We start from the raw sequence: 24,772 nt of genomic DNA on the forward strand, positions 1-24,772 counted from the left end.
TTGGCATTTCATAACCAAGCATCAGGCGGGCCTGTAGCTCAACGGTTAGAGCAGAGCGCTCATAACGCTTTGGTTGCGGGTTCAAATCCTGCCGGGCCTACCACACACCGCCAGTCTCTCCCAAGCATCTGACACAGAAAATCTCTGCCAAAGGCGAAATACCTTTGACGTGAGGATGTTAGCTGCCGCGCTTTTAGCGTGCGCGGCGATCCAGAGTGTTGTTTGCTGCGGCCACGCGAATAGTGCGCACGCCTGCCATCTGCTGATCCGTCAGCACCACCGCGGTGGTGATTTCACGTGTCAGATCAGAGCCGCCGAGGATCGGGTTCTCGGGTGGGATCGCCAGAAAATCAAGCGTCAGAACGCCGCCGTCGACGCCACCGTCGCGGGCAATCAGGCGGGCATCATGGGTGCCGTGCACAGAGGAGACGCCAACCGCCATAACAAGCTGTCCCTCGGTCACGCGGTGCACTTCGACATTGGAGACCTGCGTAACCGGTTGCCCGACGTAGGCGACAATCTCGTCACGGGCAAAGATCGAGCGGCCGCCTTCTTCCTCCGCATCGGGAATCAGCGGGTTGCCTTCCACGACTTGGTTGCTTTTGCCGCTGCCCTCAAACCAGTTGACCGGGTTGAGGCGGGATTGGCAGGCGGTCAAAGCCAAGGTGGAGGTCAGCAAAATCAGGACTGGAGTGCGCATCGATAAGCCTCATTCTTTGACACCATGGGTTATCCTATTCGTATTGGCTTGAAAAGCATGGATAGCGGGGCTGGACCTTTTGTGACTGTCCACTTAGGTGAAAGACAGACAGAAGGAGAGCCGAGCCTATGGCTGCGCAAGCGTTTGAAGACATTGTCGAAGACTTCGAGTTCATCGAGGATTGGGAAGACCGCTATCGCTATGTGATCGAGCAGGGCAAGGATATGGCCCCGTTGGATGAGGCGCTGCGCGTGCCGGCGACCAAGGTGGATGGCTGCGCCAGTCAGGTTTGGCTGCATCCCAAGATCGAAGAAGGCGTGTTCAGCTTTGAGGGCGCAAGCGACGCGATGATCGTGAGCGGTCTGATTGCGGTGTTGCGCAAGCTCTACAACGGGTTGTCTCTGGCTGAGGTCTTGGCAGTAGATGCCCGCGCGGAAATGGAGCGACTGGGGTTGAATGAGCATCTGTCTTCGCAACGCTCCAACGGATTGCGCGCGATGATTGAGCGTATCCGTCTTGTGGCAGGCGACGCGGCCTGATCACTTGAAAGCGCCCAACAGGGCGCTGCCTCCGGCGGGGATATTTTTGGCAAGAGGAAGCCTGCGGGCTAAAGCGCGGCGTGCTGCGCTTTGCTGCGATAGTGGTTGAGAATGTAGAGACGGATGGCCGTGGCAAGGCCCGCTTCCAAATCGCGATCTGCATCAATCTGCGCTGCCAATTCGTTGATTGGAATTGATTTTTCCTCGGCGATCTCTCGGAAAGCGCGCCAGAAATCTTCTTCAAGAGAGACGCTCGTGCGGTGGCCACGCAGGGTCAGCGAGCGTTTTTGAGGGCGGCTCATTCCGGATCTTTGCTGCGTTCTTTGCCGTCCAGATCCCGCTCGGACTTCTCTGCCTGCGCCTCTTCCAATTGCTTCTGCGCCTTGGTGCGTCCGAATTTCACAGCGTTTTCGTCTGCCTGCGTTTTTTGATCGGCGCGTGCGCGCGCTTTGCGGAATTTGTTCAGGTTGATAATCTCGGCCATGGACCCAAGGTATCGCGACGTGCCCGATTTGCATAGAGGCCTTTGCATTTGATCCGAAACGCTTTTTGCAAGCTTTTCAGAGGCCCATCGCATCATGAGATGTTGCGCAGGCCAAGCTGCCATCGGTGGCAAAGACCGGCGAAGAGGCGAGGGACAGGCCGCCAAGCACAAAGATGATCAGCAGAAAGAGTGGGGGAAGAAATTGACGTTTCATAGGGCGCTCGTTGGTCAGGATATGTAGCTGGTACGGGTGCGGCCATGAATTCCGTCGTTGATATTTGACTTTTTGCAAAAGAAAAGGCGGCCCAAAATGGACCGCCTTGATGTCTTTTGAAGCCTGAGAGATCAGTCTTTGGGGCCGATCATCTGCTCCGGGCGCACAACGGCGTCAAAAGTTTCCGCGTCCACAAAGCCAAGCGCGATGGCTTCTTCTTTGAGGGTGGTGCCGTTTTTATGCGCGGTCTTGGCAACGGTCGTGGCGTTGTCATAGCCGATGGTTGGCGCCAGAGCGGTCACCAGCATGAGGCTCTCTTTCATCAGCTTGTCGATGCGTGGCTCGTTGGCTTTGATGCCGTTGAGCATACGCTCGGTGAAGCTGTCGGCCACGTCACCCAGAAGCTGCATGGATTGCAGCAGGTTGTAGCTCATCATCGGGTTGTAGACGTTAAGCTCGAAGTGGCCCTGAGAGCCGGCAAAAGTCATCGCCGCGTTGTTGCCCATCACATGCGCGGCAACCTGAGTCATCGCTTCGGCCTGTGTTGGGTTCACTTTGCCCGGCATGATGGAGGAGCCTGGCTCGTTTTCCGGCAGGATCAGCTCGCCGAGACCGGAGCGTGGGCCAGAGCCGAGGAAGCGGATGTCGTTGGCGATCTTGTACATTGCGCCAGCAACAGTGGCGAGCGCGCCGGACATGAAGACCATCGCGTCATGAGCCGCAAGTGCTTCGAATTTGTTGGGTGCAGTCACGAAGGGCAGGCCGGTGATTTCGGCCATGTTGGCCGCCACAGCTTCGCCCCAGCCTTTCTGGGTGTTCAGACCGGTGCCAACGGCGGTGCCGCCTTGAGCCAGCTCGTAGATGCCCGGAAGTGCGGCTTCAACACGCGCGATGCCCTGACGGATCTGGTGTGCGTAGCCGCCAAATTCCTGACCCAAGGTGAGCGGGGTCGCGTCCTGGGTATGGGTGCGGCCGATCTTGATGATGTCCTTGAACTCTTCGGCTTTCGCATCGAGACCTTCAGCCAGTTTGGTGAGGCCAGGCAGCAGCACGTCGCGCACAGTCATTGCAGCCGCAATGTGCATTGCGGTTGGGAAAGTGTCGTTGGAGGACTGACCCATGTTGCAGTGATCGTTGGGGTGCACCGGATCTTTGGAGCCGATCACACCGCCGAGGATTTCGATCGCGCGGTTTGCAATCACCTCGTTGGAGTTCATGTTGGACTGGGTGCCGGAGCCGGTCTGCCAGACAACAAGCGGGAAGTTGTCGTCAAACTTGCCTGCAACCACTTCAGACGCCGCTTGGATCACCGCGTCAGCGATTTTCTCGTCCAGCTTGCCGGTGGCCTTGTTCTGCATGGCGCAGGCTTGTTTGATCACGCCAAGCGCGCGCACGATGGCGACCGGCTGCTTTTCCCAACCAATTGGGAAGTTCATGATCGAACGCTGGGTCTGTGCGCCCCAATATTTGTCAGAAGGAACTTCCAGCGGGCCAAAGCTGTCGGTTTCGGTGCGGGTATCTGCCATCGTGACCTCCGGTAAAATATGTCAGGAGTGTCATAGCGGAATGGGGCCAAAGTGCAATACAGTATACCGTGGGATACCGCTAACGCAGCTGTGAAACTTCAAGCAAACTGGCGCAAATTGGCGAAGTCCGCGACGATTGGCGCGGCGAGGCTTTACTTGCGGAAGCTGTCCAGTGAGACAACTTCGGCGTCTTTGCGGGGCTCTTCGACAATCTCTTCGAGGTTGATTTCCTCGGGCAGCTCGTCGAGCTCTTCATCTTCCAGCTCGTCTTCCTGCGTTTCAAAGCGCAGGCCAAATTCGACGGACGGGTCCACGAAGGTCTTGATGGCGTTGTAAGGAATGTACAGAGGCTCAGGTGAATCGCCGAAGTTCAGCGTGACCGCAAAGCCTTCGTCAGAGACTGTGAGATTGTCATACCAATGCTGCATCACCACGGTCATTTCGCCGGGGTAGCGGTCTGCCAGCCATTCGGCGATCTCCACATCCGGGTGCTGTGTGTCAAAGGTGATGAAGAAGTGGTGCTCGCCCGGAAGTCCATTGGATTGCACGTCGGTCAGAACCGTCTGGATCAGACTGCGCATCGCGCGGTGCATAAGGTTTCCGTAGTCGATGGTTCCGGACATGGGCTAGCTCCGATGGTCTACAATTCCGACAATAGCTCATTGAGCGGGAAACGAAAGATGATGCATGTCAAAAAGTGCATCATATCCAACCCAAAGCTGTCGCGCTTGCGGCGCTGATAAACAGTGTTGTGAGGAGTGGCAACCGAAGGGTGAACAGAGCGAGGCTTGCGAGGACACAAAGCAGCGCGGCTTGCAGGTCAAAACTCGTTAGAACGGGCAGGGGACCAAAGCCGGTTTGCACGGTTTCTCCAAACAGCAGATTTAGCGTGAACCACAGGCTCAAATTGAGGATCACGCCAAGAACCGCTGCCGAGATCAGGCTGAGGGCGTGGCTGAGGCGCGGCTCGGATAGGATGCGCGCAACATGAGGGGCACCTGCAAATATCCATAGAAAACAAGGGATAAAGGTGCACCAGAGCGCCGTCAGCCCCGCGGCAAAGGCGAGCCATGGTCCACCCTGCAAAGCGCCGGAAAGGGTTGCAACAAATTGGGTGACAAGAATCAGCGGGCCGGGAGTGGTTTCGGCAAGGCCGAGCGCATCCATCATCTGATCTGTCGACAGCCAGCCGAAGTCTTGCACCACGGTCTGCACCATGTAAGCGAGCAATGCATAGGCGCCGCCGAAGCTGACGACTGCCAGTTTTGAAAAGAACAGCGCGACGTCTTTCAGAAAACCGCCCTGTATCCAGAAAAAGAGCACAGGCGCAGCCCAAAGGCTGCCCCAGACTAGGATGGCCTTGAGTGATGTTATGATGGGATTGCCGCTGGATGGTGTCGGGCTTGCCGCGACATGCGTGCTGTCTTTGGAAGGGATCAGAAAACCGATTGCCGCAGCGATGAGAATGACCGCCGGAAAAGGTAGGAGAGCTGAGAAAAGCGCCAGAAAACTTGCCAGTGCAACGGCGGTATTTAGTTTGTTTGTCAGCACCTTGCGTGACAAACCTAACAGCGCTTGCAGAATAATCGCAACCACGGCGGCTTTGACACCCACAAAGGCGGCAGCGACCAGAGGCAAGCTGCCATAAGCGGCGTAACCGGCTGCGAGGCAAAAGATAAGCGCCGCACCGGGCAGGACAAACAGAGGGCCAGCGATGAGGCCGCCAACAGTGCCGCGCAGTTTCCAGCCACAGAAAGTGGCGAGCTGCATGGCCTCGGGGCCGGGCAAAAGCATGCAAAAGGAGAGGGCGCCAAGGAACTCGCGTTCCTCAAGCCAGGGGCGACGCTCGACCAGTTCCTGATGCATCAAGCTGATTTGCGCCGCCGGACCACCAAAGGACAGCAGACCTATGCGTCCAAAAACGCGAAAAAGATCGGAAAGAAGCGGCGTCTGTGACATGCGCTCATGGCTAGCGACGCGGGTCACAGATGCAAGAGATTCGTTTCAGTCTTAAGCGACCTTTTGTCCGGTCAGGCAGAGTGCGATGGTTTGCTCTGGCAGAAGGCCGAGCTGCTGGAAAAATCCAACCATATCAAAGTTATTATAGGCTTCGACCATAACTTCGCCTTCAAAGCGGACGAAAAGCTGGCCAAAGCCTTTGATGCGGTCCCCGCCGGTCGGGTTGGCGATGCTCATGGTCCAGAGTGCTGCGGCCCAATCGCCATCGTCCATCACCTTGTCCACGGTCACGATCGGATCCTCGACGAGCGCCAGATACATGGTCGCCATTTCCCGAAAGTCGTCAGGGCCAACGCCAAAGCCGGGCAGTACCCCTTCGGCAGTGCTGTCCGGGCGGAACATCTCGTCGATGGCGTCCATATCTTGTTCGATCCAAACCCGACGAAACCAGTCTTTGATGATTTGCTGCTTGTCCACAGTCATTGTTTCGTACCCTACTTTGTTATCCCCACAACCACGCTAGGTTTTAAAGAGTAAGTGAAAGGTTAAAAAATTAGATCAAAAGATGGCGAAAATGTGTTTTTTGCACCTCACGCCGCTTTTTGAGATCTAATTCATTAGTAACCACTCGCCAAGGTTGAGCTGTTAACCAATTTCACGTTGGATTCCAAAGCTCTCGCCAGTTTTGTGGGTATTGTCTTAACGTAACTTAAGTGCAGGTTTCTGTTGCCAGGTACCTGCGAACCCCGCCTGAAGCTGCAAGCGTCAGGGCTTAAAGTTCGGTGTTAGGCACTGCTTACGCAGCGACTGCTACCGGTGCACGATTGTCATTTGCAATTGTACGATTTTCGCCGATAACGGTGGCAGACAGCCGAGACAAAGCTAACTTCTTTAGACGTCCGTCGATCCTATTTCGTCCCCATGATCCCCAAATGAAGGATGTTTGGTGGAGACGCCGGGTACCGCCCCCGGGTCCGATCCGTTTATTACAAGCGCGTTTATGTCCATAGTCCCCGAGGAGACACCCTTTAGATAGTCCGGAGCCGTTGCGTGTGCAAGCGGGTGTTAACGAGTTTTTTCTGCGTCTGTATTGCGGCTGTATCGCGGCGGTGCGAATTTCGGTCAGCTGAATTGTGTTAATCGACCGTACGTTGCGCCGCCGCTGGCAAGTTATGCGGCGTAGGATGCATCCCAGAAGGCGCGCTCCAGTTTGGTGGCGCGCAGAAACAGCGCCTCAACTTCGGCTTTGGCCTCATCAGACAATGTTGCCCAAGCCGCATCAAGCTGGCCACGCAGATAGTCCACCACGCCTTCGAAGCCTTCGCCTGCGTGCAGGGTGATCCACTCGGCAAAATAGAACGGCAGATCCTCTTTGGGCGGGTTCACCGGGGTGGCCCAGCTGAGGTAGACCCATTCAGCGACCACGAGCACGGCCAGCATCAGCTCATAACGGCCCGAGGCCGCGGCCTCTGCCATCAGTGCGATGAAACCTTCGGTGGGGGCAGCGGGCAGTGCGGTCTGCGCGGCTTCGTCCATGCCCAGCGCTTCAAAGGAGCGCAGGAAGTAGGTGTTTTCCGGACCTGTGACCAAGGCCAGAAACTGCGCCGCGGGAACAGAATCAGCGAGTGACGGCGCATGGGCAATGGCGCTGGCCAAGAGCCGCACAAAACCGTCGATGAACTGATAGTCCTGCGCCAGATACCAGCGCATCTTGTCCAGATCCAATGTGCCCTCTGCAAGCTCTGCGCAAAACGGGTGGGTTGTGGCGGCGATCCAGTCTTCTCCGGCAAGCTCTCGCAGATGATCAGTGGGGCGCATGGGGGTCTCCTGTCCGTCGGGCGTTTTGCCCGTTTTGGCGGAGAAAAGCGTTTGACGGCGCAAACCGCAAGCAGGTTTTAGTGGCGACGGCGCGGGCGGCGCCCCCGAACGTCCCAGAGCACCCAGATGGTGGTGGCAAGCACGGCCATGCAGGTGAGCCATTTTGAGACCGTGCCCATGGTGCCTTCGATCAGCAGGGCATGCACCACGGTTGAGATCACGATGATCAGGGCCAGCGTGTTGTGCAGTATCGACCAATGTAGAAACCGCAGCGGCAGTCGTTGGCGCAGCGTGACCAGCAGCGCGGTGATGATCAGCCCATAGAAGGCAAACGCGCCGTAGACGGAAAAAGGCGTAGGCGCGACCAGCAGGAGCGCATCCAAAGCATCCGGCGGGCTGGTCAAATAGAGCCCTCCAATGTGCACGGCCACGGCGATCAATATCAGGCTGCCCGTGGCGCGGTGCCAGAGGCGGGCGCTGCGCGGGCGCAGTCCGGGCAGGTGATTGGCTGCCAGCAAAGGTTGCACAAAAAACAGCAGCAGCGCGATGATACCCGCAAACCCGGCCAGGATATAGGCGAGGTTGCGGTAGGCGAGATAGGGGCTCTGGGAGGCTATGATCAACGGCAACAGCAAGGCCATTGCAAGCGCACCCCAGATGAGCGCGGCCTTGCCGGGCGTGGCGATGGGCTTCTCTGTCACTTCTGCCATGTTAGGCAGGCTGCAGCACAAAATCGACGGTGAGTGAGGTGTCTTGCGCGCTTTGCATCACCGGGCGCAAAAAGAGCGTTTTATACGCCCCGTCGTCATAAGCGAGATGGGCATGCGGCTCTCCGAAGTTTGGCACGATCTGCTCCATCTCCAGACTGTAGGTGCCGTCCGCGCGGGTCAGTACCGAGCCGTGATTGCGGGGCTCGCGCTCTCCGCCAAGCGTGGTTGCGGCCCAGATCTGGATGCGGGTGTCGGCAACCGGTGCGCCATTGCCAGCGCGCAGAACGGTGCCGGAGACAATGAAACCTGAGCCGAGGCGATCCACCAGCGGCGCATTGGGGCGGTAGTTGTTTGAGCCGCCGCGCATGGTTTGGGTGGGTTTCATCCCTGCGGCCTGCGCGGGGGACACAAGGCCTGATGCCAGCGCGGTGCCAACAAGACCCGCCCCGATGAGAAAGCGGCGGCGGTTGTAGTAGGGGACATTCATGAGGAGGCTCCTTTCTCGGAAAGAACAGGTGCGGTCCTCAAAAGTGTGCCACAGCCCCGAAAGGAGAGTGCACACAAATTCGTGAGCTGCTTTGGAAAGGCAGGAGATGGCTTATCGTTCTGATTGCGCCTTGGCAGCAGCACGGGCGGCCATGGCCTCTTCTCCGAGTGTCAGAGTGTAGGCCGTGAGTTCAGCGAGCGCGGTGTCCGCTGCGGCGCCGTCCTGAGTCTCCAGAGCGTCTGCGATGCGGGTGTGTAAACCGATGATCACATCGCGGTTGCGCTGGGTGAAGGTGATCATGTTCATCAGGGGCTGCATCGCCTCAACCGCGCCGGCCAGTTGATAAGACAGCACCGGATTAGAGGCGCCATCCACCAGCGCGCGGTGAAAGGCCACATCTGAATCGCAAAACCGCTCGTCTGACAGGCCGGGCTGGGCCTGACGGTGAATTTCGGCGCGCATCGTGGCCAGATGATCCGGCGTGCGGCGCTTTGCCGATAGGGGCGCGCAGGCGCGCTCCAGCGCAAAGCGGGCTTCACAGGCGGTTTCAAAATCCACCGCATTCATGGAGAGCAAAAGCGTGCTGGTTGTGATGTGCTGGGCAAAGGCCTCGTCATAAGACAGCCTGCGCACAAAGGCCCCGCCGGAGGCGCCACGCTGTGTGCGGATTAGGTTTTGCGCGGCCAGACGTTTGAGCGCCTCGCGCACTGTGGGGCGAGAGACCTGAAACTGATCTGCCAGTTCCGCCTCTGAGGGCAGGCGCTCATCCACGATCATCTCCCCCGAAATGATGGCATCCCGGATCGATTTGGCGATTTGCGCCGAAAGGTCGGCGGAGCTTTTGGGGTCAATTTTCATTTGTCTGACATTTAATGTTTGCTGCACCTTCAATTGTCTGACATTAAATAGGGAAATGCACGAGTCGCCAAGGGAGGGGAGATGTCGCGCTTTGATTTTCTTTCCGTAAGAAGCATTTTATGGCTGAGTTTCTTTGCTGCCATTCTGGCGGCATGGTGGGTCATGTACGATATGGCCATGTCGATGGACGTGGATCTGATCGGGCGTCCCGGCGAGATGGGCGCGCGTATGGCGGCGATGGATCCGCGCATGCCGATGTATATGCCAATGGCGAATTTCGGCCCGCTGTTTGTGATGTGGGCGGTGATGATGGCGGCGATGATGCTGCCGACCATGGTGCCCACATTGACCAACTATCAGCGCCTGATGACCTCTGCGGATGGCAGCTGGGGCGGCTGGGTTGGTGTTTTGCTGGGCTATCTGATTGTCTGGGTGGCCTTTGCGGCAGTGATCACTGGAGTGCAGCTTGCTCTGCTGTTTGGCGGCGTGGTGGACATGCTCGGCATTGCGAAAAGCCCTTGGGTCTCAGCAGGTCTGCTGATCGTGGTGGGCGCGTTTCAGTTCACCCGTGCCAAAGAGGTGTGCCATGGCGTGTGCCACAGCCCGATGACCTATTTCCTTGGCCACTGGCGCACCGGTTTTGACGGTGGGCTGCGCATGGGGCTTGGATTGGGGGCCTTTTGTGTCGGCTGTTGCTGGGGCTTTATGGCGCTGGGTTTTGTCGGCGGCGTGATGAGCCTGTTGTGGATGGGCCTCGCCACGCTTTTCATGGTGCTTGAGAAACTGCCACAGATTGGCCATCGGGTGACCAAACCCATGGGCGTGGCGCTGATTGCTGGGGGTGGCGTTCTGATCGCCATGCCAAGCTTGTTTTATGGAGGATAAACATGGCTTTGGAGCGCAAACCTGATGCGGAAAAACTGCCGGTGTCACAGCGGATCGACAACCGGATGAGCAACCCCAAGCGCCGCAAGATGACGCCGACGGAATGGGCGATCAAGGGCGAGTTGATCCTGAACTGCTCCTGCACCGTGTTCTGCCCCTGTGTGGTGTCGCTGGGCCAGCATCCGCCCACCGAAGGCGACTGTAAGGCCTGGATGGCGATTGCCATTGATGAGGGGCATTATGAGGGCGAAGATCTGAGCGGGCTGAATGTGGGCCTGATGGTCTATATCCCCGGCAAGATGGCTGAGGGTGACTGGCGTGTGGCGGCCTATGTGGATGAGCGCGCCAGCGGTAAGGCCTACAACGGTCTGTTGCAGATTTTCTCGGGTCAAGCGGGCGGCACCACGGGCCTCTTTACCATGCTGGTGAGCGACATCTTCTCCGCAGAGCGTGAAAAGGTCGACATCATTCGCGACGGCAAGAAGCGTGCGCTCTATGTGGGGCGCAAAATTCAGGGCGAGGTGGAGATGCTGGAGGGTGCAAGCCCGGATCATCCGGTGATGATTTCCAACTCCAAATACTGGATGGGGCCGGACATCATTGCCGCTGTGGGCACGAAATCCAAAGTGCGCGACTTTGGCCGGGTCTGGGACTTTGGTGGCAAATCCGCAGAGATCTGCCCGATCGACTGGAAAGGCCCGCGGTAATGATTTCGCCTGCGTACTGTCAGATGATGGCGCGTTATAATGCTTGGCAAAACAGTCAGTTGCGCAGTGCTTGCGACGATTTGAGCGATGCAGAGCTGCGCGAGGATCGCGGGGCATTTTTTGGCTCGATCATGGCGACGCTGAACCACATTCTGTGGGGCGATACCCTGTGGATCAGCCGTCTGGACGGGGGCGCGGGGCCCAAAGTGCCCGCCAAGCAGCACGCGGAGCTCTGCGCGACCTATGCGCTTTGGTCTGAGAAGCGTTTGGCCGTGGACCGACGGATCGCTGCGTGGGCCGAGGCGCTGCGCGCGGAGGATCTGGAAGGTGATCTGAAATGGCACGCCCAGATGCTGAATGCGGATATGCAAAAACCGGTTGCGCAATGTGTGGTGCAGCTTTTTAACCATCAGACCCATCACCGTGGCCAGATCCATGCCATGCTGACCAGCATTGGACGTGATCCCGGCGACACGGATGTGGCGTTGTTGCCGGAGGGCGCGACATGGCTTTGATTTCTCCTTCCCGGCGTCTGCGCCGCACGCCGTTTTCCGACGGTGTCGAAGCGGCCGGTGTGAAAGCCTACACCGTTTACAACCGTATGCTTCTGCCGACGGTGTTCCGTTCGGTTGAGGAAGATTACCGGCACCTCAAGACTGCGGTGCAAGTCTGGGATGTGGCCGTGGAGCGGCAGGTCGAGCTGCGCGGGCCGGATGCCGGCCGTCTGATGCAGATGCTGACCCCACGCGATCTGCGCTCGATGCTGCCAGGCCAGTGTTTCTATGTGCCGATTGTCGATGAGACCGGCGGGATGCTGAATGATCCGGTGGCGGTGAAACTGGCCGAGGATCGCTGGTGGATTTCCATTGCCGACAGTGACTTGCTGTTCTGGGTCAAGGGCATTGCCTATGGCTATCGTCTGGATGTGCTGGTGGATGAGCCGGATGTGAGCCCGCTGGCGGTGCAAGGCCCCAAGGCTGAAGAGCTGATGGCGCGGGTGTTTGGCGACAAGATCCGCGACGTGAAATTCTTCCGCTTCGGCTGGTTTGATTTTCAGGGCCGCAATCTGGTGGTGGCGCGCTCGGGCTACTCCAAACAGGGCGGGTTTGAGATCTACGTGGAAGGCAGCGACATTGGCATGCCCCTTTGGAACGCGCTTATGGAAGCGGGCAAGGATCTGGATGTGCATGCAGGCTGCCCTAATCTGATTGAGCGGATTGAAGGCGGATTGCTGAGTTATGGCAATGACATGACCGATGACAACACGCCTCATGAATGCGGGCTTGGGCGGTTCTGTAACACAAATACCGCGATTGGCTGTGTCGGGCGCGATGCATTGTTGCGGGTGGCACAGGAAGGGCCGGTGCGTCAGATCCGTCCGATTGAAATCCATGGGGAGGCCGTGCCGCCTTGTGACCGGCTCTGGCCGGTGATGGATGGAGATCAGCATGTGGGCAATGTGAGCAGTGCAGCCTGGTCGCCGGACTTTAACACCAATGTGGCCATCGGCATGGTTCGCATGACCCATTGGAATGGCGGTACCGAGCTGGATGTACTGACACCGGATGGGGTGCGTGCGGTCACGGTCTGGGAAGCTTTCTGGAGCTGACACCTGCGGCGGAGGTCGGGTGCCTCCGGCGGGGATATTTTGAGAATGAGAAACCTGAAATGACATGCGCCAAGGGCGTTTGGCGCAACAGTTAGGAGAGATGAGATGTTTAAGGCATTGGTGATGACGCAGGGCGAGGATGGTCTTGCCAGCGGGGCCATTCAGGAGCTGGACGAGAGCCAGCTGCCCGAAGGAAATGTGACCGTTGCGGTGGAATATTCCACGGTGAACTACAAGGACGGGCTGTGCCTGTCCCCCAAGGGCGGCGGGCTGGTGCGCGCCTATCCGCATGTGCCGGGGATCGATTTTGCCGGCACCGTGGAAAGCTCTGAGGATGAGCGCTATAAGCCGGGCGACAAGGTTGTGCTGACCGGCTGGCGCGTGGGCGAGGTGCATTGGGGCGGTTATGGCCAGAAAGCGCGCGTGAAGGGCGATTGGTTGGTGCCGCTGCCAGAAGGGCTGAGCACCAAACAGGCCATGGCTGTGGGCACGGCGGGCTTTACCTCCATGCTGTCGGTGATGGCGCTTGAGGATCACGGTGTGACGCCTGAGAAAGGCCCGGTTCTGGTGACCGGTGCGGCGGGGGGCGTTGGCTCTGTAGCCGTGGCGATCCTGGCGAACCTTGGCTATGAGGTTGCCGGTGTCACCGGGCGTCCGGAGACAGCGGACTATCTGAAGTCACTGGGCGTGACACAGATTGTACCGCGCGAAGAGCTGAATGAGACCATCAAACGGCCTATGGAAAGCGAGACCTGGGCGGGATGTATTGACGCTGTGGGCGGCGCCATGCTGGCCCGTGTGCTGGGTCAGGTGAAATACGGCGGCTCGGTTGCGGCCGTTGGTCTCGCGGGTGGCGCGGGCTTGCCTGCAACCGTGATCCCCTTCCTGCTGCGTGGCGTGAACCTCCTCGGCATCGACTCTGTGATGCGCCCCTATGAGGACCGCGTGCGGGCCTGGCAGCGGATCGCCACGGATCTGCCGATGGAGAAGCTGGAAGCAATGGTGAAGCCAGCGAGCCTGTCGGATCTGCCGCAACTGGGCGCCGATATTCTGAAAGGTCAGGTTCAGGGTCGTGTTGTGGTGGATGTGAACGCCTGACACACACTGAGAGTGAACGTTTTGAGGTATCCCCTCGGGGGTGCCTTTTCTTTTTTGAGGAGAATCATATTCACAAAAAAGAATGTATATGATTTCGATCAAAGGCGCTGAGATCGCTTTGTGGTGCTGTGACATCCAGAGATGTCTCCGCACTTTCCCATTGCGGGCATCTGTCTGATTTATGGATGAAAGGATGCCATTGTGACCCGATTGAAAACACACCTTGCGACCGTTGCCGCTGCGTTTTGTCTTTGTGCTGGCTATACGACAGCGCAGGAGGCGCCAAAGCTGGTGACCATTCTGACCGAGGCCGCACCGCAGACGCAGTTGATGGCGATGGTGTTGACCCTTCAGGCAGCGCAACAGGGGGCGGCTCCGCATGTGTTGTTGTGTGACGCGGGCGGTGACTTGGCGCTGAAAGATGCGCCGGAGAGCGCCACGGCGGGGCAACCTCCTATGAATGTGAGCCCGCAGGGGCTGATGCAGAAGATCATGACCATGCCCGGTGCAAAGGTTGAGGTCTGCGCGCTTTATTTGCCGGGATTGGGGCAGGGGCCAGAGATCCTTCTGGAAGGTGTGGGTGTCGCCAAACCCGGTGCCATGGCGCAGGCGATGATGGCGGCGGATGCGCGTATGAGCTTCTGATCCGCCCACGCGGCTTTCTGTTCACCTCCCACTGCACTCACGATTGCAAATCGGCTTGCACTCGGGGGGTGGCAGAGGCACCTTGGCGGCCAACGAACACCACCACAGCGGAGCGGCGTGGCCATGTCTTATGACAGCGACAATATTTTTGCAAAAATCCTGCGGGGCGAAATCCCGAGCGAGAAACTTTATGAAGATGAAGACACCTATGTGTTTATGGACATCATGCCGCGCGCGGATGGCCATTGTCTGGTGATCCCGAAAACGCCTTGCCGCAATATGCTGGACGCAACACCCGAACAGCTCGCCGCCTGTCTGAAAACGGTTCAGAAGATGGGCCATGCGGTGATGAAGGCGTTTGATGCGGATGGTGTGACCGTTCAGCAGTTCAATGAGGCCGCAGGCGGGCAGGAGGTGTTCCACCTGCATTATCACGTGTTGCCACGCCATGAGGGCGTGGGCGTGCGCCCGCCCGGCACCATGGCCGATTTTGACGTGCTGAAAGCGCAGGCCGATAAGATACGGGCCGCGCTGGCTTAATCTGTTTTGACGGGGTGCATCCCCGCTTGACCTTCCCCTGCATCAAGGCTCTTCTCTGACGCAATCAAAAGTGGAGAGCCCTGATGCTTGATGTGGAGTTTGTACGCAGCCAGTTCCCGGCCTTTGGCGAGGATGCGCTGAAGGGGCAGGCGTTTTTTGAGAATGCCGGGGGCAGCTACACCTGCGCGCCAGTGATCGAGCGGCTCTCACGGTTTTATCGGGAACGTAAGGTCCAGCCCTATGCGCCTTACCGCGCCTCAGAGTTGGCGGGAGCGGAGATGGATGAGGCCCGTGCGCGCCTTGCCGCTGTGATGGGCGTGGACACCGACGAAGTGTCTTTTGGCCCGTCCAGCACGCAAAACACCTATGTTCTTGCGCAGGCCTTTCGCCAGTGGATGGACCCGGGCGATGCCATTATCGTCACCAACCAGGACCATGAGGCCAACAGCGGCCCCTGGCGGCGTCTGGCGGATGAGGGCATCGAGGTGCGCGAATGGCGCATTGATCCGGAAAGCGGGCATCTGGACCTTGAGGCGCTGTCCGCGCTGCTTGATGATCGCGTGCGGCTGGTGTGTTTTCCGCATTGCTCCAATGTGATTGGAGAGATCAATCCGGTTGCCGAGATCACGGCGCTTGCGCATGCGGCGGGGGCGTTTGTGTGTGTCGATGGCGTGAGCTATGCGCCTCACGGGCTGCCGGATGTGGGCGCGATGGGGCCTGATATCTATCTTTTCTCCAGCTACAAGACCTACGGTCCGCATCAGGGGATCATGGTCATCCGGCGCACGCTGGGGGAGCTGTTGCCCAATCAGGCGCATTACTTCAACGCGGGCACGCTTTACAAACGGTTCACACCAGCAGGTCCGGATCACGCGCAGGTCGCAGCCTGTGCCGGAATGGTGGATTATTTTGAGGCGTTGGCCGCCCACCATGGGGTGATGGGCAGCACCGCAGCGGCCACGGGGGCAGCCGTGCATGATCTGATGAGAGATCATGAAATCAAGCTCTTACAGCCGCTTCTTGATTTTGCCTCCACGCGCAATTCAGTGCGTCTTTTGGGCCCCAAGGATGCAAAAAACCGCGCGCCAACCGTTGCGCTGGTTGCGCAAGCGCCGGGTGCGGCTCTGGCCGAACGGCTGGCTGCACATGACATCATGGCGGGGGGCGGAGATTTCTACGCGGTGCGTGCGCTGGAGGGCATGAATGTGGATGTGACCCATGGTGTTTTGCGGGTCAGCTTCGTGCATTACACCTCCGAACAGGAGGTCTCACGGCTGATTGACGCGCTGGACGCGGTTTTGTGAAAATTCGTGTGATCCACTCTCTTTAAAATCCCGTAAACTCAGAAGCATACGGGATAGGACAACCAGATTTGGCCCAGAACCAAAACTCCAAAGCCACCACTCTCTTTTGGTTCCGGCGCGATTTGCGGCTGTGCGACAACCCTGGCCTTGCGGCTTCGGCCGCACGCGGCAATGTGGTGCCTGTCTTTGTATATGACGACGCGGTCAAGCGACTGGGGGCAGCGTCAAAGCTGCGGCTTGAGATGTCGTTAAGGGCGCTGGCGCAGGATCTGGACGCGCACGGAATGCGGCTGATCCTGCGCCGTGGCGCGCCGGCAGACATACTCCGAGAGATCGCAGAGGAGACCGGCGCGGATGCGGTGCATTGGAGCCGCGCCTATGCGCCGGATTGGGTGGCGAGGGACACCGATGTCAAAGCGACCTTAAAGGCCGCGGGGCTTGATGCGCAAAGCTTTGCAGGCACGCTGCTGTTTGAGCCTTGGACGGTGGAGACCGGGCAGGGCATGCCCTATCGGGTCTATACGCCGTTCTGGAAGGCTGTGCGGGGGCGGGTTGTAGAGGCACCGCTTGCTGCGCCAAAGCTGACAGCGCCGCAGGTTTGGCCGGATAGCGACGATCTGGAAGACTGGGGTCTTTCGGCTGACATGCGTCGTGGCGGCGCTGTGGTGACGCAGTTTGTGAGTGCCGGGGAAGCTGCGGCTCAGCAAACTCTTTCGCGATTTCTGGATGAAAAAATCGCTGACTACAAAGAGGCACGGGACCGATTGGATCAGGCGGCGACCTCTGAGCTATCTGATGCGCTGACATTTGGGGAGATCAGCCCGGCGCAGATGTGGCACGGTGGCCAGCGCGCGCGTCAGAGTGGTGCGGCGGGCGCGGAGCATTTCCTCAAAGAGGTGGTCTGGCGTGAGTTTGCCTGGCATTTACTGTGGCATTTTCCGCAGTTGCCGGAGGCCAATTGGCGCGAAGGTTGGGATCAGTTTGACTGGATCGAAGATCCGGAGCATCCGCATTTTGAGGCCTGGTGTCAGGGGCGCACGGGGGTGGCCGTGGTGGATGCCGCGATGCGCGAGCTCTACATCACTGGCAAGATGCACAACCGCGCGCGGATGATCGTGGCCAGCTATCTGACCAAACATCTGCGCATTCACTGGAAGCTGGGCCTGAAATGGTTTGAAGATTGTCTGGTGGATTGGGATCCGGCCTCCAACGCCATGGGCTGGCAGTGGGTGGCTGGCTGCGGGCCGGATGCGGCACCCTATTTTCGGATCTTCAATCCGGACACGCAGGCCGACAAGTTTGACCCCGATCAGCGTTATCGCCGCCGCTGGCTGGCGCATGAGGCGGGGGCTGGCAGCGCGACTGCGCAGCTGTTTTTTGAGGCGATGCCGCTCAGTTGGCAGGCCGGTTTTGACCGCCCGCAGATGCAGCCGATTGTCAGCCTGCCGGAAGGGCGCGCACGGGCCTTGGCCGCCTATGAGGCTTTCAAAGCTTAATAATTTCTTGCCGCTAGGCGGTTTCTGCGCCTAGGATTCAGACCACGCTAAGAGGAGGGAGAAAGATGTTCCTGACTTCAACACAAGGTGAGACCAACTTGCCGCGCTATTTTTCCGCTGTTTTTGCGACAGCCCAAAAGATCAATCACGGGCGGATTGATTTTGTGATGGAGGATGGCCGTGTGTTTCGAGCCGAAGGTCCAAAGCCCGGTCCGGTCTGTGAGATGCATGTGCACAATGGCGATACATTTGGCCGCTTGATGCGCGAAGGCGAGCTTGGGTTCTCTGAGGCCTATCTGGAAGGCTGGTGGAGCACACCGGACTTGCAGGCGTTTTTTGATTTTCTGCGTGCGGACAATGACGCGCTGTACGACGGCTTTCCGGGGATGTTCTTTGTGCGCGCTTATGAGCGTATGCGCCACTGGATGAACAACAATTCCAAGACGCAGGCCAAGAAGAACATCAGCTATCACTATGATTTGGGGAATGAATTTTACGGTCTGTGGCTGGATGACACGATGACCTACAGCTCGGCCCTGTTCAAAACCGGCCAAGAGAGCATGGAGGCGGCGCAAACCGCCAAATATGCCTCGATGGTGGATCAGATGGGCGTGAAGCCCGGCGATCATGTGCTGGAAATCGGCTGTGGCTGGGGTGGCTTTGCGGAATATGCCGCCAAGGAGCGGGGGCTGCGTGTGACAGGGCTGACCATCTCAGAAGAGCAACTCAAGTACGCGCAGGATCGCATTGAAAAGGCTGGTCTTTCTGATCTTGTGGAGTTCAAGCTTCAGGATTATCGCGATGAGACCGCGCATTACGACGGGATTGCCAGCATCGAGATGTTTGAGGCGGTGGGTGAGAAATACTGGCCGGTCTATTTCCAGACCGTCCGGGATCGTCTGAAGCCCGGTGCCAAGGCAACGCTGCAGATCATCACGATCACCGAAAGCCGCTTTGAAGAGTATCGGAAGGGTGTTGATTTTATTCAGAAATACATCTTTCCGGGTGGCATGTTGCCGAGCCCGACCGCGCTTAAGGATGAGGTCAAGAAGGCGGGTCTGCTGTTCACCGGGTCGATTGAATTTGGCGAGAGCTACAGCCAGACCCTGCGGCGCTGGTATGAGACGTTTAATGCGCAATGGGAGCGCATTCAGCCCATGGGGTTTGATGAAAGGTTCCGCCGCATGTGGAATTTTTACCTAACCTCTTGTGCCGCGGCGTTTCACAGTGGAAGTTGTGACGTAACGCAAATCACAATATCCAAACCGGGCGCATGATCTCATCCAACAAACTGATTGCTGCCATCTCACTCGCCGTGGTCGGCGGGTTTGTGGCGGAATTTGCCAAGCCACAAATGCCGGAAGGCTCAAACCCTGGCTACATGACGCTGATCTCCGCAGCTGTGGGGCTTTGTGTTGGCTGGCGCATTATGGGGCCGCGCGCCGGGCGCAGCGGTTCTATCGGTTTGGGTATGCTGGGTGTCGTGTCATTGGTGTTCTGGGGATTGGCTGTGTTTGGCACCATCGAGATGCTCAGGCTTGCCATGCGCCGACGGTTTGATGAACCGGTTGAGGCGCTTGAGATGATTGTGACCATCGCGTTGAAATATGGGCAATATCTCGCAGCGACGCCGGTCTATATCACCCTTGCGGTTGGCATTGTGATCAGCGGATATGTCACCAACTTTGCTTATCGCCGCTGGGGTTGATTTATGAAAAATCTGTTTGTGTATGGCACGTTGCGACACGTGCCTTTGCTTGAGGCTGTGCTTGGGAAAACCGCCGAAGCCCTGAAGCTGGCGCCCGCACGCCTGAAGGATCACGCGGTTCATGCGGTGCAGGGGCAGGATTTCCCTATCATCAAGGACGCGCCGGGCGAGGTTGCCGAGGGGCTTTGGATTGGCGCACTCACCGAGGCGGATGTGGCGCGCTTGGAGTTCTATGAGGGCGGCTTTGATTATGATCTTGAGCCGGTCACTGTGGATCTCGAGGGCACGGCCCAGACCACGGAAGTGTTCAAGAGCGAAGACGGGGGTTGGGTGCCGGATGGGCCTTGGTCTCTCAGCGCGTGGCAGGAAAGATATGGCGCGGCAGCGGTGTTTGGTGCCATCGAGGAGATGAGCTATTTCGGCACGCGCAGCCGCGAGGACGTGGACCGGATGCTGCCGATGATCCGTGCACGGGCGACATCCAAGGCACAGGCGCAATCGCGCAATCTCGCCGTCAGCCCAAGCGGCATGACCCGTGATGACGTCAGCGATGTGACGTTGAACCGCCCCTATGCGAAGTATTTCACGCTGGATGAGCTTACCCTGAGCTTTCGCCGCTATGACGGTGCGCAGAGCGAGATGGTGGAACGTGCGGTATTTGTGGCGACCGATGCGGTGATCGTGCTGCCTTATGATCCGGTGCGTGATCGCGTGATGCTGATCGAGCAATTCCGTCCCGGCCCTTATGCGCGTGGCGATGCGCTGCCTTGGCAGCTGGAGCCGATTGCCGGGCGCATTGATGCAGGAGAAACAGCGGAGAACACCGCGCGTCGGGAGGCGGAAGAAGAAGCCGGGCTGACGCTGGGCGCGCTGCATGAGGTGGCCAATTGCTATGCCTCGCCGGGCTGTACGACTGAATTTTACAACATATTTGTCGGCCTCACGGATCTGCCGGATGACGTGATCGGCGTCTCTGGTCTCGATCAGGAGGCAGAGGATATCCGCTCTTATCTGTTCAGCTATGACCGGCTGATGGAGATGGTGGATCAGATGCAGGCGGTGAATGCGCCGCTGGTGCTGGCGGCGCTGTGGTTGGCACGCCATCGTGATCGTCTGCGCAGGACCGCTTGAGTTCCGGCGCGCCCTTGCCTACACAGGTTTTCAAACATCCATAAAAGGACCGCGCAACATGCATATTGCCCGTGATCTTGCCCAAGCGATCGGCAACACCCCTTTGATCCGTCTCAACAAAGTGAGCGAGGCGACCGGCTGTGAGATTTACGGCAAGGCGGAATTCATGAACCCTGGCCAATCGGTGAAAGACCGTGCGGCGCTCTACATCATCAAAGATGCGCTTGAAAGTGGCGCGCTGAAGCCCGGCGGCACAATTGTCGAAGGCACCGCGGGCAACACCGGCATCGGTCTTGCACTGGTGGGCGCCTCCATGGGGTTCAAGACCGTGATTGTGATCCCTGAGACGCAATCTCAGGAAAAGAAAGATATGCTGCGCCTTGCGGGTGCGGAGCTGGTGCAGGTGCCTGCTGCGCCTTACCGCAACCCCAACAACTATGTGCGCTACTCTGGCCGTCTGGCCGCAGAGCTGGCCAAGACCGAGCCAAACGGCGCGATCTGGGCGAACCAGTTTGACAACGTTGCCAACCGGCGTGCCCACGTGGAAACCACCGGCCCTGAAGTTTGGGAACAGACCGGCGGCAAAGTGGACGGCTTTATCTGTGCGGTTGGCTCTGGCGGCACATTGGCCGGTGTGGCCGAAGCCATTCAGGGCAAAGGCGTGAAAATCGGTCTGGCCGATCCCATGGGCGCGGCGCTGCACAGCTTCTACACCACAGGTGAGCTGAAATCCGAAGGTGGCTCGATCACCGAAGGCATCGGTCAGGGCCGGATCACCGCCAACCTTGAGGGCTTTACCCCGGACATGAGCTATCAGATTTCTGATGAAGAGGCGCTGCCTTATGTCTTTGATCTGTTGCAGGACGAAGGCCTGTGCCTTGGCGGCTCTTCCGGTGTGAACATCGCGGGCGCGGTGCGCATGGCGAAAGAGATGGGCCCGGGCCACACCATTGTGACCATCCTTTGTGACTATGGCACACGCTATCAGTCCAAACTCTTCAACCCGGCGTTCCTGAAGGAAAAAGGCCTGCCGACCCCGGAATGGCTGGGCAACAAAGGCCCATCCAGCATTCCGGGCGTGTTTGAAGACGTCTAAGGGCAACTGACGATGCGCGCTCTCGCCCGGACCCTGCTAGCGGCAACCCTGTGTTTGGTTGTCTGGATGACGGCGGTCTGGGCGCAAGGCGCCAGCGGGCTGGATGCCGGGCCAAATTACGAGGATTGGCGCTCCGTCGCAGCCCGTGCCGAATTGGCCATTGAAAACAATCGCGCCTCTGAAGGCGCGATGACCGAGCTGCGCAAACAGTTGGTGGACTGGCGCCGACAGTTTGCCGCCGACAGTTCACGCAGCAGCGTGTCTTCTCAGACCTTGGAGGCGCAGCTCAACCGTTTGGGGCCGGTGCCCGAGGGCGGTGAGGCCGCAGATGTGGCGGCTGAGCGGCAGCGATTGGAAACCCAACTTTCTGAAGCGCAGGCGCCCATCCGGCAGGCAGAGCTCGCCCAAGCGGAGGCCAATGAGCTGATCCGCGCGATTGATGCTTTGCTGCGCGACCGGCAGACAGATTTGCTTCTGGAGCCGGGACCGATCCCGTTGATCCCCTCACTGTGGCCTGCAGCTTTTGTTGAAGTGGGCAAAACCATCCGCCTGCTGACGCTGGAGTTTGAGGGCAACTGGAAACAGCAGCGCCTGCGCCATGAACTGCGCAAGTCATTGCCGCTGATGCTGTTCTATCTGGCGATTGGCGCCTTGCTGGTGACGCGCGGTATGCGCTGGACCGATGCCGCCCTGAGCCGGATTGTCTCCCAAAGCGAGCATATGTCGGCACTGCGCTGGATCTCGGTCTTTTTGCTGTCCTTTGGCCAAGTGCTGTTGCCGATGCTGGGCGCGGTGGCTTTGGCAGAAGCGGTCTATGCCACTGATCTGGCGGGGCTGCGCGGCGGGGTGATCCTGTCTCTGCTGCCACAGATGACTTTTGAGCTGTTGGTGGCTAAATGGCTGGGAGAACGCTTTTTCTCACGTCATGAGCGTCCTCTGATGCCGGTAAATCTGACGGAGAAGGACAAACGCCGCGGACGTCTTGCTGCCACGGTGCTGGGTGCGTTGCTGGCTTTGGCGACGCTGACCGGCGAAATGTCCCGCTTTGAAAGCTGGGATCGCGGTACAGAGTCGGTGGTGTTCTTTGTGTTGTGCGTTCTGGCGGCTGTCTGCTTGGTGCAGATCGCTTTGCTGGGCAAGAAACACGCCCAAAGCCTGACCGATGAAACCTCGCTGAGCCGGTCTGCGCTTGAGCAGATGCTGCGTATTTTGGCGGTTTTTGCCATGGGCGCTGCGGTTGTCGGGATTGCGGTGTCGCTGGCTGGTCTGGTGCGCGGCGGCAGTTTCCTGATTTTCTCCACCGCCAAGACCATGTTGTTGGTGGGTTTCTTGCTGGTTTCCCAACGGGTGATCCAGAAGGTCTACGCCGCGCTCGAAGGGCGTGATGACGATGAAAGCTCACTGGCGGCGGTGATCACGGGCATCGCCATGGTGATTGCCGCGCTGCCGATACTGGCCCTCACCTGGGGCGTGCGCACTGCGGATTTGCAGGAGCTGTGGACTCAGTGGAACAACGGGCTGAGTTTCAGCGGGTTGACCCTGTCACCGCGGGTGATCCTGATCCTGATTGTGGTGTTTGTGATCGGTCACGGCATCACACGTTTGATGCAGAGCTTTCTGCGCGACAACATCCTGCCCAAGACGCGCGTGGATGTGGGCGGGCAGACGGCGATTGTGTCCGGTGCTGGCTACATTGGTAATTTCATCGCCATTCTGGTGGCCCTGTCGATTGCTGGCATCAACCTGAGCAATGTGGCTCTGTTTGCCGGGGCGCTGTCTGTTGGGATCGGCTTTGGTCTGCAAACCATCGTGTCCAACTTTGTGAGCGGTATCATCCTTCTGATCGAGCGCCCGGTGAGCGAGGGCGACTGGATCGAGGTCGGCGGCCAGATGGGCTATGTGCGCGATATTTCGGTGCGCTCCACACGGATTGAGACCTTTGACCGCACAGATGTGGTGGTGCCGAACTCTGATCTGATCTCTGGCACGGTGACCAACTACACGCGCGGCAACACGGTTGGGCGTGTGATTGTGCCGGTGGGCGTGGCCTATGGCACCGATACGCGGCGGGTTGAGAAGATCCTGATGGAAATTGCAGAGGGCCATCCGATGGTACTGGCCAATCCGGGACCGGCAGTGGTGTTTCAGGGCTTTGGCGCGGATGCGTTGGACTTTGAAATCCGCGCTATTCTGCGGGATGTGAACTGGATGCTGACCGTAAAAAGCGATCTCAACCACGCGATTGCGGAGCGGTTTGTTGCGGAAGGCATCGAGATACCTTTTGCGCAGCGCGATATCTGGCTGCGCAATCCGGAAGCTTTGCGTGCTGCACCTGCTACCGGGCCGAAGCCGATGGATGCGGAGGCCAGAGCGTCAGTTGTGTCCGCCAAGAGCAAGCTGACGCCGCCTGACGCGGAGGATATGGGCGGTGACGGGACCGCTGAGGGGGAGCCTGACGGGGAGGGGCGATGACGGACTTGTTGTTTTTGAAAGATGCGTATCTGAAGGAAGCACCGGCAAAGGTGATCGGACACACGCCGGAAGGCGGCATCCTGCTGGATGAGACGCTGTTTTACGCCACCAGCGGCGGACAACCCGGCGACAGCGGCGAGCTGCGCTGGGATGGTAAGACGCTGAAAATCGCCACGGCTGTCAAAGTGCCGGAAGGCGGCATTGCGCTGGTGCCTTCGGAACCGGAGGAGCTGCCACCCGTAGGGGCGCAGCTGATGCAGGTGTTAGATTGGCCCCGTCGTCACCGCCACATGCGTGTGCACACGGCGCTGCATCTGTTGTCTGTGGTGATCCCGCTGCCGGTGACCGGTGGGTCGATTGGCACCGAGAAAGGCCGGCTAGATTTTGATATGCCGGAGGCGCCGGAGGACAAAGAGGCCTTAACGGATGCTCTTAACGCGTTGATCTCTCAGGACTTTGCGATTTCAGAGACCTGGATCACGGATGAGGAGCTGGAAGCCAATCCGGGGCTTGTGAAGACCATGTCTGTTGCGCCGCCAAAAGGCGCCGGTCGTGTGCGGCTGGTGCGGATCGGCTCTGACACGGAACAGGTGGATTTGCAGCCTTGCGGCGGCACACATGTGGCGAGTACCGCTGAGATTGGGCGCGTGCGGATCGGCAAGATCGAGAAAAAAGGGCGTCAGAACCGCCGCGTTTATCTTCATCTTGAGGGGTGAATTCGCAGAACGGCTCAAGCGCTATGCCTGTGCGCGATCTGTGTTCTTTAGCGCTTTGAATTCACGGTAA

Annotated in this window: 28 protein-coding genes, 1 tRNA gene and 1 other RNA gene; 17 read left to right on the forward strand and 13 right to left on the reverse strand. The window is 58.7% G+C overall.

All coding sequences use genetic code 11. The features are described from left to right. Positions 1-27 precede the first annotated feature (27 nt). Positions 28-103: transfer RNA gene (locus J7399_RS12345), tRNA-Ile, on the forward strand. Positions 104-193: 90 nt separating this feature from the next. On the opposite strand, the gene J7399_RS12350 is transcribed toward J7399_RS12345, so the two are convergent. Continuing rightward, the gene (locus J7399_RS12350) at positions 194-700 is read right to left on the reverse strand and encodes a hypothetical protein (protein ID WP_209086577.1); all 507 of its coding nucleotides are present in this window, start codon (positions 698-700) and stop codon (positions 194-196) included. Between the two features lie 128 nt (positions 701-828). Between J7399_RS12350 and J7399_RS12355 the strand changes: the two genes are divergently transcribed. Beyond that, positions 829-1,239, forward strand: coding sequence for a SufE family protein (locus J7399_RS12355; RefSeq protein WP_209086579.1), 411 nt, complete (start codon positions 829-831; stop codon positions 1,237-1,239). Between the two features lie 68 nt (positions 1,240-1,307). On the opposite strand, the gene J7399_RS12360 is transcribed toward J7399_RS12355, so the two are convergent. The 12 genes from J7399_RS12360 to J7399_RS12415 form a co-directional block, all read right to left on the reverse strand. After that, positions 1,308-1,541 carry a ribbon-helix-helix domain-containing protein gene (locus tag J7399_RS12360; RefSeq protein ID WP_209086582.1) on the reverse strand — a complete coding sequence of 78 codons (234 nt, stop codon included), beginning with the start codon at positions 1,539-1,541 and terminating at the stop codon, positions 1,308-1,310. Beyond that, on the reverse strand, positions 1,538-1,723 hold the full coding sequence (locus tag J7399_RS12365) for a DUF4169 family protein (RefSeq protein ID WP_209086585.1): 186 nt from the start codon (positions 1,721-1,723) through the stop codon (positions 1,538-1,540). The genes J7399_RS12360 and J7399_RS12365 overlap by 4 nt, the downstream gene beginning before the upstream one ends. A gap of 76 nt (positions 1,724-1,799) precedes the next feature. Beyond that, positions 1,800-1,937: a hypothetical protein gene (locus J7399_RS12370; RefSeq protein ID WP_209086588.1), complete on the reverse strand. Its 138-nt coding sequence runs from the start codon at positions 1,935-1,937 to the stop codon at positions 1,800-1,802. 131 nt (positions 1,938-2,068) lie between these two features. After that, positions 2,069-3,463, reverse strand: a complete 1,395-nt coding sequence (gene fumC, locus J7399_RS12375; protein ID WP_209086591.1) for a class II fumarate hydratase — start codon at positions 3,461-3,463, stop codon at positions 2,069-2,071. Between the two features lie 152 nt (positions 3,464-3,615). After that, positions 3,616-4,086 (reverse strand): ClpXP protease specificity-enhancing factor SspB, encoded by a 471-nt coding sequence (locus tag J7399_RS12380; RefSeq protein ID WP_209062642.1) that lies wholly within the window; start codon positions 4,084-4,086, stop codon positions 3,616-3,618. A 79-nt stretch (positions 4,087-4,165) separates the two neighbouring features. Then, complete coding sequence (gene chrA, locus J7399_RS12385; RefSeq protein ID WP_209086594.1) at positions 4,166-5,422, reverse strand: chromate efflux transporter; 1,257 nt, start codon at positions 5,420-5,422, stop codon at positions 4,166-4,168. Positions 5,423-5,473: 51 nt separating this feature from the next. Then, complete coding sequence (locus tag J7399_RS12390) at positions 5,474-5,905, reverse strand: nuclear transport factor 2 family protein (RefSeq protein WP_209078875.1); 432 nt, start codon at positions 5,903-5,905, stop codon at positions 5,474-5,476. 229 nt (positions 5,906-6,134) lie between these two features. After that, positions 6,135-6,484, reverse strand: a transfer-messenger RNA (tmRNA) gene (gene ssrA / locus J7399_RS12395). A 108-nt stretch (positions 6,485-6,592) separates the two neighbouring features. Beyond that, the gene (locus J7399_RS12400; protein WP_209086597.1) at positions 6,593-7,240 is read right to left on the reverse strand and encodes a TenA family protein; all 648 of its coding nucleotides are present in this window, start codon (positions 7,238-7,240) and stop codon (positions 6,593-6,595) included. 77 nt (positions 7,241-7,317) lie between these two features. After that, complete coding sequence (locus J7399_RS12405) at positions 7,318-7,950, reverse strand: ferric reductase (protein WP_247742874.1); 633 nt, start codon at positions 7,948-7,950, stop codon at positions 7,318-7,320. A 1-nt stretch (position 7,951) separates the two neighbouring features. After that, entirely contained in the window at positions 7,952-8,437 is a 486-nt protein-coding gene (locus tag J7399_RS12410; RefSeq protein WP_209086599.1) for a twin-arginine translocation pathway signal, read from the reverse strand. 111 nt (positions 8,438-8,548) lie between these two features. After that, the gene (locus J7399_RS12415; protein WP_209086602.1) at positions 8,549-9,295 is read right to left on the reverse strand and encodes a FadR/GntR family transcriptional regulator; all 747 of its coding nucleotides are present in this window, start codon (positions 9,293-9,295) and stop codon (positions 8,549-8,551) included. Positions 9,296-9,376: 81 nt separating this feature from the next. On the opposite strand from J7399_RS12415, the gene J7399_RS12420 reads away from it, so the two are divergent. From J7399_RS12420 to J7399_RS12490, 15 genes are all read left to right on the forward strand, one after another. Beyond that, positions 9,377-10,180 carry a DUF2182 domain-containing protein gene (locus tag J7399_RS12420; protein ID WP_209078870.1) on the forward strand — a complete coding sequence of 268 codons (804 nt, stop codon included), beginning with the start codon at positions 9,377-9,379 and terminating at the stop codon, positions 10,178-10,180. A gap of 2 nt (positions 10,181-10,182) precedes the next feature. Further along, the gene (locus J7399_RS12425) at positions 10,183-10,887 is read left to right on the forward strand and encodes a DUF1326 domain-containing protein (protein WP_209078869.1); all 705 of its coding nucleotides are present in this window, start codon (positions 10,183-10,185) and stop codon (positions 10,885-10,887) included. Then, the gene (locus tag J7399_RS12430) at positions 10,887-11,402 is read left to right on the forward strand and encodes a DinB family protein (RefSeq protein ID WP_209086605.1); all 516 of its coding nucleotides are present in this window, start codon (positions 10,887-10,889) and stop codon (positions 11,400-11,402) included. Before J7399_RS12425 ends, J7399_RS12430 begins: the two co-directional genes overlap by 1 nt. Further along, the gene (locus J7399_RS12435; RefSeq protein WP_209086608.1) at positions 11,393-12,496 is read left to right on the forward strand and encodes a dimethylsulfoniopropionate demethylase; all 1,104 of its coding nucleotides are present in this window, start codon (positions 11,393-11,395) and stop codon (positions 12,494-12,496) included. The genes J7399_RS12430 and J7399_RS12435 overlap by 10 nt, the downstream gene beginning before the upstream one ends. 105 nt (positions 12,497-12,601) lie before the next feature. Next, the gene (gene acuI / locus J7399_RS12440; protein WP_209086610.1) at positions 12,602-13,594 is read left to right on the forward strand and encodes an acryloyl-CoA reductase; all 993 of its coding nucleotides are present in this window, start codon (positions 12,602-12,604) and stop codon (positions 13,592-13,594) included. Between the two features lie 201 nt (positions 13,595-13,795). Continuing rightward, complete coding sequence (locus J7399_RS12445; RefSeq protein ID WP_348539464.1) at positions 13,796-14,239, forward strand: hypothetical protein; 444 nt, start codon at positions 13,796-13,798, stop codon at positions 14,237-14,239. A 123-nt stretch (positions 14,240-14,362) separates the two neighbouring features. Next, positions 14,363-14,779, forward strand: coding sequence for an HIT family protein (locus J7399_RS12450; protein ID WP_209062667.1), 417 nt, complete (start codon positions 14,363-14,365; stop codon positions 14,777-14,779). Between the two features lie 80 nt (positions 14,780-14,859). Then, positions 14,860-16,083 (forward strand): aminotransferase class V-fold PLP-dependent enzyme, encoded by a 1,224-nt coding sequence (locus J7399_RS12455; protein ID WP_209086835.1) that lies wholly within the window; start codon positions 14,860-14,862, stop codon positions 16,081-16,083. A gap of 68 nt (positions 16,084-16,151) precedes the next feature. After that, entirely contained in the window at positions 16,152-17,579 is a 1,428-nt protein-coding gene (locus tag J7399_RS12460) for a deoxyribodipyrimidine photo-lyase (protein ID WP_209086613.1), read from the forward strand. A 65-nt stretch (positions 17,580-17,644) separates the two neighbouring features. Next, positions 17,645-18,856 (forward strand): cyclopropane-fatty-acyl-phospholipid synthase family protein, encoded by a 1,212-nt coding sequence (locus J7399_RS12465; RefSeq protein ID WP_209086616.1) that lies wholly within the window; start codon positions 17,645-17,647, stop codon positions 18,854-18,856. Beyond that, positions 18,853-19,287, forward strand: a complete 435-nt coding sequence (locus J7399_RS12470) for a TrgA family protein (RefSeq protein WP_209062673.1) — start codon at positions 18,853-18,855, stop codon at positions 19,285-19,287. The genes J7399_RS12465 and J7399_RS12470 overlap by 4 nt, the downstream gene beginning before the upstream one ends. A gap of 3 nt (positions 19,288-19,290) precedes the next feature. After that, the gene (locus J7399_RS12475; protein WP_209086619.1) at positions 19,291-20,418 is read left to right on the forward strand and encodes an NUDIX domain-containing protein; all 1,128 of its coding nucleotides are present in this window, start codon (positions 19,291-19,293) and stop codon (positions 20,416-20,418) included. A gap of 58 nt (positions 20,419-20,476) precedes the next feature. Further along, complete coding sequence (locus tag J7399_RS12480; protein ID WP_209086622.1) at positions 20,477-21,514, forward strand: cysteine synthase A; 1,038 nt, start codon at positions 20,477-20,479, stop codon at positions 21,512-21,514. Positions 21,515-21,526: 12 nt separating this feature from the next. Beyond that, on the forward strand, positions 21,527-23,986 hold the full coding sequence (locus J7399_RS12485; protein WP_209086625.1) for a DUF3772 domain-containing protein: 2,460 nt from the start codon (positions 21,527-21,529) through the stop codon (positions 23,984-23,986). Continuing rightward, complete coding sequence (locus J7399_RS12490; protein ID WP_209086628.1) at positions 23,983-24,702, forward strand: alanyl-tRNA editing protein; 720 nt, start codon at positions 23,983-23,985, stop codon at positions 24,700-24,702. The genes J7399_RS12485 and J7399_RS12490 overlap by 4 nt, the downstream gene beginning before the upstream one ends. Positions 24,703-24,772: the final 70 nt, after the last annotated feature.

Origin of the sequence: Shimia sp. R9_1 (genome assembly GCF_017743775.1) — a bacterium.
Taxonomy (GTDB): Bacteria; Pseudomonadota; Alphaproteobacteria; order Rhodobacterales; family Rhodobacteraceae; genus Shimia.

What these genes read in the sequence shown, in the direction of transcription:
- J7399_RS12420 (WP_209078870.1), top strand. Translation starts at nt 9,377, where the DNA reads ATGTCGCGCTTTGATTTTCTTTCCGTAAGAAGCATTTTATGGCTGAGT.
- J7399_RS12435 (WP_209086608.1), top strand. Translation starts at nt 11,393, where the DNA reads ATGGCTTTGATTTCTCCTTCCCGGCGTCTGCGCCGCACGCCGTTTTCC.
- J7399_RS12490 (WP_209086628.1), top strand. Translation starts at nt 23,983, where the DNA reads ATGACGGACTTGTTGTTTTTGAAAGATGCGTATCTGAAGGAAGCACCG.
- J7399_RS12380 (WP_209062642.1), bottom strand. Translation starts at nt 4,086, where the DNA reads ATGTCCGGAACCATCGACTACGGAAACCTTATGCACCGCGCGATGCGC.
- J7399_RS12370 (WP_209086588.1), bottom strand. Translation starts at nt 1,937, where the DNA reads ATGAAACGTCAATTTCTTCCCCCACTCTTTCTGCTGATCATCTTTGTG.
- acuI (WP_209086610.1), top strand. Translation starts at nt 12,602, where the DNA reads ATGTTTAAGGCATTGGTGATGACGCAGGGCGAGGATGGTCTTGCCAGC.
- J7399_RS12485 (WP_209086625.1), top strand. Translation starts at nt 21,527, where the DNA reads ATGCGCGCTCTCGCCCGGACCCTGCTAGCGGCAACCCTGTGTTTGGTT.
- J7399_RS12355 (WP_209086579.1), top strand. Translation starts at nt 829, where the DNA reads ATGGCTGCGCAAGCGTTTGAAGACATTGTCGAAGACTTCGAGTTCATC.
- fumC (WP_209086591.1), bottom strand. Translation starts at nt 3,463, where the DNA reads ATGGCAGATACCCGCACCGAAACCGACAGCTTTGGCCCGCTGGAAGTT.
- J7399_RS12465 (WP_209086616.1), top strand. Translation starts at nt 17,645, where the DNA reads ATGTTCCTGACTTCAACACAAGGTGAGACCAACTTGCCGCGCTATTTT.
- J7399_RS12410 (WP_209086599.1), bottom strand. Translation starts at nt 8,437, where the DNA reads ATGAATGTCCCCTACTACAACCGCCGCCGCTTTCTCATCGGGGCGGGT.
- J7399_RS12425 (WP_209078869.1), top strand. Translation starts at nt 10,183, where the DNA reads ATGGCTTTGGAGCGCAAACCTGATGCGGAAAAACTGCCGGTGTCACAG.
- J7399_RS12470 (WP_209062673.1), top strand. Translation starts at nt 18,853, where the DNA reads ATGATCTCATCCAACAAACTGATTGCTGCCATCTCACTCGCCGTGGTC.
- J7399_RS12415 (WP_209086602.1), bottom strand. Translation starts at nt 9,295, where the DNA reads ATGAAAATTGACCCCAAAAGCTCCGCCGACCTTTCGGCGCAAATCGCC.
- J7399_RS12450 (WP_209062667.1), top strand. Translation starts at nt 14,363, where the DNA reads ATGTCTTATGACAGCGACAATATTTTTGCAAAAATCCTGCGGGGCGAA.
- J7399_RS12350 (WP_209086577.1), bottom strand. Translation starts at nt 700, where the DNA reads ATGCGCACTCCAGTCCTGATTTTGCTGACCTCCACCTTGGCTTTGACC.
- J7399_RS12405 (WP_247742874.1), bottom strand. Translation starts at nt 7,950, where the DNA reads ATGGCAGAAGTGACAGAGAAGCCCATCGCCACGCCCGGCAAGGCCGCG.
- J7399_RS12480 (WP_209086622.1), top strand. Translation starts at nt 20,477, where the DNA reads ATGCATATTGCCCGTGATCTTGCCCAAGCGATCGGCAACACCCCTTTG.
- J7399_RS12390 (WP_209078875.1), bottom strand. Translation starts at nt 5,905, where the DNA reads ATGACTGTGGACAAGCAGCAAATCATCAAAGACTGGTTTCGTCGGGTT.
- J7399_RS12365 (WP_209086585.1), bottom strand. Translation starts at nt 1,723, where the DNA reads ATGGCCGAGATTATCAACCTGAACAAATTCCGCAAAGCGCGCGCACGC.
- J7399_RS12475 (WP_209086619.1), top strand. Translation starts at nt 19,291, where the DNA reads ATGAAAAATCTGTTTGTGTATGGCACGTTGCGACACGTGCCTTTGCTT.
- J7399_RS12360 (WP_209086582.1), bottom strand. Translation starts at nt 1,541, where the DNA reads ATGAGCCGCCCTCAAAAACGCTCGCTGACCCTGCGTGGCCACCGCACG.
- J7399_RS12400 (WP_209086597.1), bottom strand. Translation starts at nt 7,240, where the DNA reads ATGCGCCCCACTGATCATCTGCGAGAGCTTGCCGGAGAAGACTGGATC.
- chrA (WP_209086594.1), bottom strand. Translation starts at nt 5,422, where the DNA reads ATGTCACAGACGCCGCTTCTTTCCGATCTTTTTCGCGTTTTTGGACGC.
- J7399_RS12430 (WP_209086605.1), top strand. Translation starts at nt 10,887, where the DNA reads ATGATTTCGCCTGCGTACTGTCAGATGATGGCGCGTTATAATGCTTGG.